This window comes from Methylocucumis oryzae (assembly GCF_000963695.1).
Lineage (GTDB): Bacteria > Pseudomonadota > Gammaproteobacteria > Methylococcales > Methylomonadaceae > Methylovulum > Methylovulum oryzae.
In genome coordinates, this window is sequence record NZ_LAJX01000134.1 from 20,071 (window position 1) to 27,540 (window position 7,470).

The 7,470-nt window shown below is 43.7% G+C and carries 9 protein-coding genes and 1 pseudogene; 3 read left to right on the forward strand and 7 right to left on the reverse strand.

Annotated elements, in window-relative coordinates; translation table 11 throughout:
* Window positions 1–11: 11 nt before the first annotated feature.
* From VZ94_RS13480 to VZ94_RS13510, 7 genes and pseudogenes are all read right to left on the reverse strand, one after another.
* The gene (locus VZ94_RS13480) at window positions 12–869 is read right to left on the reverse strand and encodes a triphosphoribosyl-dephospho-CoA synthase (protein ID WP_045779621.1); all 858 of its coding nucleotides are present in this window, start codon (window positions 867–869) and stop codon (window positions 12–14) included.
* Window positions 862–1,746, reverse strand: a complete 885-nt coding sequence (locus VZ94_RS13485; protein WP_239649928.1) for an ATP-grasp domain-containing protein — start codon at window positions 1,744–1,746, stop codon at window positions 862–864. Before VZ94_RS13485 ends, VZ94_RS13480 begins: the two co-directional genes overlap by 8 nt.
* A gap of 16 nt (window positions 1,747–1,762) precedes the next feature.
* Window positions 1,763–2,086 (reverse strand): HesB/IscA family protein, encoded by a 324-nt coding sequence (locus VZ94_RS13490; RefSeq protein ID WP_045779622.1) that lies wholly within the window; start codon window positions 2,084–2,086, stop codon window positions 1,763–1,765.
* 27 nt (window positions 2,087–2,113) lie between these two features.
* Window positions 2,114–3,217, reverse strand: coding sequence for a cysteine desulfurase family protein (locus VZ94_RS13495; protein ID WP_045779623.1), 1,104 nt, complete (start codon window positions 3,215–3,217; stop codon window positions 2,114–2,116).
* Window positions 3,217–3,696, reverse strand: a complete 480-nt coding sequence (locus VZ94_RS13500) for an Rrf2 family transcriptional regulator (protein WP_045779624.1) — start codon at window positions 3,694–3,696, stop codon at window positions 3,217–3,219. The genes VZ94_RS13495 and VZ94_RS13500 overlap by 1 nt, the downstream gene beginning before the upstream one ends.
* 78 nt (window positions 3,697–3,774) lie before the next feature.
* A pseudogene (gene cysE, locus VZ94_RS13505) lies at window positions 3,775–4,540 on the reverse strand (serine O-acetyltransferase).
* Between the two features lie 2 nt (window positions 4,541–4,542).
* Window positions 4,543–5,268: an RNA methyltransferase gene (locus VZ94_RS13510; protein WP_045779625.1), complete on the reverse strand. Its 726-nt coding sequence runs from the start codon at window positions 5,266–5,268 to the stop codon at window positions 4,543–4,545.
* An 85-nt stretch (window positions 5,269–5,353) separates the two neighbouring features.
* On the opposite strand from VZ94_RS13510, the gene VZ94_RS13515 reads away from it, so the two are divergent.
* The 3 genes from VZ94_RS13515 to pilV all read left to right on the forward strand — a co-directional run.
* Window positions 5,354–6,148 carry an inositol monophosphatase family protein gene (locus VZ94_RS13515; protein ID WP_045779626.1) on the forward strand — a complete coding sequence of 265 codons (795 nt, stop codon included), beginning with the start codon at window positions 5,354–5,356 and terminating at the stop codon, window positions 6,146–6,148.
* A 204-nt stretch (window positions 6,149–6,352) separates the two neighbouring features.
* Entirely contained in the window at window positions 6,353–6,985 is a 633-nt protein-coding gene (locus VZ94_RS23080) for a GspH/FimT family pseudopilin (RefSeq protein WP_052700531.1), read from the forward strand.
* A gap of 2 nt (window positions 6,986–6,987) precedes the next feature.
* Window positions 6,988–7,470 (forward strand): type IV pilus modification protein PilV (pilV, locus tag VZ94_RS13525; RefSeq protein WP_045779627.1); only part of this gene is annotated, 483 nt, incomplete at its 3' end.

Here is a 7,470-nt window from a genome sequence, read left to right on the forward strand (position 1 = left end):
TTAGAACAAATTTAGTTCGGAGAGCAGAATTGACTCTCTAAAAGCACAATAAACGCAGTGGCCACAGTAAAATCAGCTGTAGTCCCAGGATTAATGCGTTTAGATTTTAATTCATGATCTATTGATAGAAAAAACGGTATTAATTGTGTTGGATTATCTGCTTCCGATAAAGCTAAGCTTGCCTGCTTCATCTTAGTCTGAATCCAATCGTTATATTGGCTACCGTATTTTCGTTCGACATGACTATCAGCAAAATTACACAAGCAATTAACATAAACTGTCACTGCTGCCCAATAATGATCGCCCCACCTACTCCACGCATTATAATATATATAGGATAAAAAATCGAAAATATCTGCGTAATTGTTAATATATTGTAGCGCTATGCGATCTCTATCACTGGCTAATGCCATCGCTTCCGTCAAACTAACGCTAGCTTTAGTGTGTACGTCTTGCTCTTTTGCATCCCCTAAACCACCCGGTGCCGCTAAGGCAATAGCGCGAAACACCCAATTAGCATCATCAATCGTCGTATGACGCAAAACATGGACGACACCCTGGCGCAAAGGCAAATCTGGATAGCGCTGCAACGCTTCCACTATCGGCGCGCACAATAAAATAATACCTAAATTTGTGTTACAAGCTACCGCGAGACGGGTTGCTTCTATTGCGTAATAAATTTTCTCACCCAGGCTTAGCGACGGCTTAACCAAAAACGGGGCGCTGACTTCAGCACTTAACCTAAAATCAGCCACGGTCATATCATGACCATCCGCATAGACACTCACATTACCGGGCTTTAGCGCCTGCAACTCGATTTCACACGCTTGCCGGTATAGCAAACTTAGTTGCAATTCTTGCTCAGACATAACGAGTTAATAAATCATTGACTAACAAGTCAGCGATATTAACATCACAGACACTTTGCAAACCTTTCCAAGCGGGTATGCTATTAACCTCTATGATGGTGAAACTACCATCTTGCTGCTGAAGAATGTCAACACCAGCATAATCCATTGCTAAGACCTTTGTTGCAGAAATGGCAAGTGAAGCTAATTGCTCATCAGCAACAACAGCATCACAACTTGCCCCCTTCGCAACATTATTCAACCAAAACTTGCCTCGTCGGCGCATCGCTGCAACCACTCGATGATTAATGACAAACACTCTAAAATCTGAGCAACCTTCACCTAAGCTATGCACGAAACGTTGTAAATAATAAATACCGCGACTACCGGTCAGCCAAAGTAAGTCGGTTTGTTTCTCCAAACGGCGAATACCCTCGCCTTGCGAACCAAACAACGGCTTGCTAAGCAGCCAATTTCCAGCCGCCAATTCAGTTTCAGCAATATCTAAAGCCTGCTGCCTATCGCGCAACACCCACGTCACGGGCGTTGGCAAACCTGCTTTATGTAACAAAAAGCTCGTCATCGCTTTATCGACACTGCGCTCAATCGCTCGCCCTGAATTATAAACAGGTATGCCAAGCTCAGCTAACGCATGTAACACATCTAAATAAAACACGACTTCTTCTAACGAACCACCAGGAACACCTCGAACAAACACGACATCAGGCAAAGCATTACTAAGACCCGGTATTGTTATAACAGGTCGGGTCTCAGCAATACTAAAGTGACAAGCCGTCAATGATGCATACAGTGCCGAAAAACCCTTAGCCTGAAATGCATCACACAGCATTTTGCCATGCCAACCCGGATCATCAGTAAAAATAACCGCAGACGCCACGTATTAACTTGACCTTCTAAACCGCAAAGCTTTCGCCGCAACCACAGGTTGCTTTAACATTAGGGTTATTAAACTGAAATGCCTCACTCAATCCCTCTTTTCGATAATCCAATTCAATACCATCGATTACCGACAAATCTGCGGTAGCAACAATAATATTGACACCCAATTGTTCAAACACTTGCTCACCTTCGCTGACGTGGTCGGCGAAATCCAAGCAATAGGCATAACCTGAACAGCCAGATTTTTTAACCGCTAATTTCAAACCTAAGCCTTTGCCTCGTTTATGCAATTGCTTTTGGATTTGTTTTGCTGCCGTTTCTGTTACGGTAACCGCCATTTACCCCTCCTTATAACTGATTAACAACTAAGCCAATAATGACTTTAAAATAGATAAAAATTCAACAATATCGCTCATTTGGTTGGTTTCTCCTAAGCTAACACGAATAGCTGTTTTAGCTTGCTCAGGACTCACACCCATTGCCAATAGAACAGGACTAGGCTCACCGCCACCGCTTGCACAGGCAGAAGCACTAGACACGGCAATATTTTTCCTATCCAAATTCATCACCAGCATTTCACCATCAATACCCGCGATACCAAATTGGCTCGTATTAGGCAACCTAGCCACATCTTGAGCAAATAGCGTTACGCCAGGTAAATCCATTAAGCCAAGCTCTAACTCATCACGTAAGCGTTGTAAATACTGACTACGCTCAGCCAAACACTGATGCGCTAAACGACAGGCCTCACCGAAACCAACAATCGCCGCAACATTCTCTGTACCGGAACGAACACCTAGCTCTTGCCCTCCACCATAAAACAGCGGCTTTAGCGCAACAGTCTTATCAACAATCAAAGCACCAATGCCTTTAGGTCCATAAATTTTATGTCCCGACACTGACATTAAATTAACGCCTAATTGCTTAAACGATAAAGGTATTTTTCCAAACGCCTGTACCGCGTCGGTATGCACTAAGCCACTATAATTAGACACTCGATTAGCGATAGCAACCATATCTTGAATAACACCTGTCTCGTTATTCGCCGACATGACTGAAACCAAGTCGGGTTGCTTAACGCTAAGTTCAGCAAGAGCCGACTCTGTTACACGCCCGCTGCTATCGACGGGTAAAACAATCACGTCATAGCCTTGCTTTGCTAAAAAATCAGCCTGCGCACTTACTGAAGGATGCTCAATGGCTGACAAAGCAAGCGTCTGACCAGACGCTAAGGTGGATAATGCTAACGCATTGGCTTCGGTCGCGCTGCTAGTAAAAATAATCTGCGCATTAACAGCGTCTAAGGCAGAAGCCACTTGCTCTCTAGCCGTATCTATTGCCGTTCTGGCAATTCGACCTTGTTTATGTAAGCTAGAAGGATTGGCATGAAAGCGCTGCAGAAACGGCAGCATCGCTTCCAAAACGCTAGGCGCGATAGGCGTGGACGCATTGTGATCAAAGTAAATCACTAGGCGTTTAACATGTGCCTATGCAGTTCGATAACGCGCTGAGCTTCTTGATCTTGTCGTTGCGCAACCTCTTGCACATGATGTTTTTCCAACAGCTCAGCCAAAGTAATACCTTTAAGATAATCCCTAATTTGTTCACTAAGCCCCATCCATAATTCATGAGTTAAACAGGCTTGGTGTTTTTGACAGTTGGCTTCGCCACCACATTTAGTTGCATCCACTTGCTCATCAACGGCGGCAATAATATCGGCAATATTAATATCGCTGGCTAAACCGCATAAAGTATAGCCGCCACCCGGCCCACGCACACCTTTAACCATGCCCGCGCGTCTCAGCCTAGCAAATAATTGCTCTAAATAGGATAACGAAATGGTTTGCCGAGTCGCAATCTCGGTCAGCGTCACAGGCTTAATCTGACTATGATAAGCAAGATCCAGCATCGCAGTGACGGCATAACGGCCTTTAGTAGTTAAACGCACACATTCATCCTTAACAAACAGTTTCGAGTTAAGTTACTATACTTAACCCACTTGAATAGTCAACTATTAAGCCATGCCCTATGGCTCTTTCCTATAACTATCATTAATTTCGCAATCATCTAGCGTACACAAAGGTGTTTTTTGACAACTAATACCCGCCTCATCCATGGCTTTTTGCATGGCTTCTACTTGTTCATCTAACGTATTTATATGATCTAGCATTCGATTAATCGCATAAGCAATAGGATCGGGCATATCGGCTTTTAAGCCATAAGGGTCAAAATCCAACTTACCGGCAATTTCATCCATCACTAAGCTGGTTTTCTTATCTTTAGAACCAATCACATGACCAGGAATACCGACTACTGTCACACCTGGAGGCACATTTTTTAACACCACCGAGTTAGAACCGACCCTAGCCCCGGCACCAATCTCAATAGGCCCTAAGATTTTTGCCCCAGCACCGACCACAACCCCGTTATGTAGCGTTGGATGGCGCTTGCCTTTATTCCAGGTTGTCCCGCCCAGCGTAACGCCATGATAAAGCGTACAATCATCACCAATAACTGCTGTCTCACCAATCACGACCCCCATGCCATGATCAATAAAAAAAACGCCTTCCTATTTCTGCGCCAGGATGAATCTCAATACCAGTCCACCAACGGCTCACATAAGCAATAAAGCGCGCCAACCATCTAAACCCCGTCCGCCAACAATAATGACTTAAGCGATGCACCAGCACCGCATGTACACCGGGATAAGTCGTCAACACCTCAAACACCGATTGTGCTGCTGGGTCGCGCGCAAATACGCAAGCAATATCTTCTTTTAAACGAGAAAACATAATTAACTCTTTTGATGGTCTTGTGCCATTCTTAAAATACCCCTAAGAATATCTAACTCTTTAGTATCTAACTGAATACGGTTATAAATACGTCTTAATCTACGCATTATGGTGTTCGAACGCTCTGGCCGCATAAAGCCAATATCTAACAACGCTTGATGTAAATGCTCGTAAAACAACTCCATTTGCGCAGCAGTGGCTAATGGGCTTTCCCCTTTGTCGCCAATCCGACTTTCCTCGACAACAGCTTGAGCGGCAAAAAACTCATAACAAACAATTTGCACCGCCGCTGCAATATTTAAAGAACTAAACTCAGGATTACTTGGGATACGCAATAAATAACGACATAAATCGAGTTCCTCGTTTTTTAAGCCCGAATGCTCGCGTCCAAACACGACACCGACACTAGGTTTGCTTACATCGGATGCAATCATCTCAGCACAAGCTTTAGGCGTTAGCTCAGGCCAACTAATCGTACGACTTCTAGCGCTCGCTCCAATCACGACCTGACAATCTGCCAATGCATCGACTAAACTGTCATAAACAACAGCCTTAGCCAAAATATCATCTGCACCCGCTGCACGAGCCGTTGCCTCGGCACTAGGAAAAATCTTAGGATTCACCAGGGCTAATCGATGCATAGCCATGTTTTTCATAGCCCTAGCAACAGCACCAATATTGCCTGGATGCGAAGTTTCCACCAAAATAATTTTAATATCTGATAACACGAACAATCACAGTTTAAAAAGTGGGCAATTCTACCAAAACATTTGCTATTCTATTAGACCAGTTTTAATTATCAGCGAAGAATCTATGCACCCCATGTTAAACACCGCCGTACGTGCTGCAAGAAGTGCCGGCGATATTATAGTGCGTTCGTCCGATAGCATCGGCCAGTTACGCATAGACCAAAAAGGCCGTAATGACTACGCCAGCGAAGTAGACCGTAGCGCGGAACGAGAAATCATCCAAATTATAAAATCAGCCTATCCTGACCATGCTATTTTAGCCGAGGAAAGCGGCGCTCATCAGGGCAATGATTATGTTTGGGTTATAGACCCCTTAGATGGCACCACTAATTTTTTACATGGCTTCCCGCAATACGCTGTATCTATTGCGATGAAACACAAGGGCAAACTTGAAATAGGCGTCATTTACGACCCATTGCGTGATGAACTATTCACGGCAGAACGTGGCGGTGGCGCCATGCTCAATAACCGCCGCATACGCGTAACGCAACCCACTAGCTTAAAAGGCGCATTACTAGGCACCGGTTTTCCGTTTAAAACTGATGAACATTTAAACGCTTACGTGGGCATGTTCAAAGCCTTAACCACACAATGCGCAGGGATTCGCCGAGCTGGTGCCGCCGCTCTCGATTTAGCTTATGTAGCCGCAGGCCGCTTAGATGGTTTTTGGGAAATAGGTGTCATGGAATGGGATATGGCTGCCGGTATTTTATTGATTAAAGAAGCTGGCGGTGTAGTCACCGATTTCTCGTTTAATGACAAATACATGGAATCAGGAAATGTCATTGCTGGCAGTCCTAAAATGCACCAGCTCATGTATCAATTGATAGAGCCGCATGTCACAGATAAGCTAAAATAAACAAATACTTATAAAAATCATTAACCGTTAACACAAACACGATAAGCATCACAAAATGCTATAAAAAATTTAATCATTTTATGAATAAGGGTCTATACTAAGTCACAAAAATCAGGCGCGCACTAAATTTAATGACAATATTTTTTTTGTCATTTTCATAAAGCGCTTACTCCTCAAGACTACTGTTTTGGAACCTAAGCATCTATGGTCAACAACAGAATCGCACAAAACGGTTTTACCCTCATTGAGCTGCTAATGACATTAGCAATAGCAAGTGTTGTTGCTGCTATAGGTTTACCAAGCTTAACGGAGATGTACAACAAAAATCGTTTAACGGCTTACACCAATCAACTTGTCTCCGATCTTAATCTAGCTAGAAGTGAAGCCGTTAAACGTGGCCTACCGGTCGCTCTTAGGAACTTCACCGGAGGAGGCGTATGGGAAGACGGTTGGATTGTTTTTGCCGATGTCAGTCGAAACGGTGTTAATGCTAATGTATTCAACGATGACGGTGATGAAATTTTATGCGAGCCCCAGGAAGATTGCGTACTTAGGAAAACAGATGCGCTACCGCAAGGCTTTATATTAGGGGCCAATTCTAAATATACTAATTTTGTCCGGTATGACCCTGATGGCACTAGCAATACTAATGGCACTTTTGCGGTATGTGACAATCAAGATGGCTCAGGCCAACTTTCCTATAAATCTAAGCTTATCATCATTAATACAATGGGTAGAATTCGCCTAGGCGTAGATCAAATCCCTTTAAACCACCCTAACGGTATCCCCGAATTTGATGATAATTCAGAACTTTCTGATTGTAGCGACGCTAGCTAACTATGTTAAAACAAAGCACCGGATTTACCTTAATAGAAATTTTAATTACCGTGTTTTTGATTTCGGGTGGTTTATTAGGTGTTGCCGCTCTCCAAGCAATATCAATAAATTCAAACCAAGCAGCTTACAACCGAAGTCAAGCCACCCTATTAGCTTATGACATCGTTGACAGAATGCGAGCAAACCCCACAGAAGCGAGTTTACTAGGAGGTAGCCGCTATGCAACTATCTCTCCGTATGATGCTAAGAAACAAGAAGACTGCCTGAAACAATCCGCAGGCTGCAATCCTGATGCTCTAGCAGAGCAAGACTTATACGATTGGTTTAACCAAATTCGCGTTACCTTGCCAGGCTGCGCTAATGATGTAATAAATGGAAGCTGTGCCACAATTATTGCCAATGATGCTGGTAATGGCTACGTTATTACCATCAACTGGGATGAAGACCGCAACGGCGATATAGATGACCACGATGCCTCTTTCCAA

Coding starts and splice junctions, on each gene's coding strand:
- VZ94_RS13480 (WP_045779621.1), bottom strand. CDS start 869: ATGTCTGAGCAAGAATTGCAACTAAGTTTGCTATACCGGCAAGCGTGT.
- VZ94_RS13490 (WP_045779622.1), bottom strand. CDS start 2,086: ATGGCGGTTACCGTAACAGAAACGGCAGCAAAACAAATCCAAAAGCAA.
- VZ94_RS13515 (WP_045779626.1), top strand. CDS start 5,354: ATGCACCCCATGTTAAACACCGCCGTACGTGCTGCAAGAAGTGCCGGC.
- VZ94_RS23080 (WP_052700531.1), top strand. CDS start 6,353: ATGGTCAACAACAGAATCGCACAAAACGGTTTTACCCTCATTGAGCTG.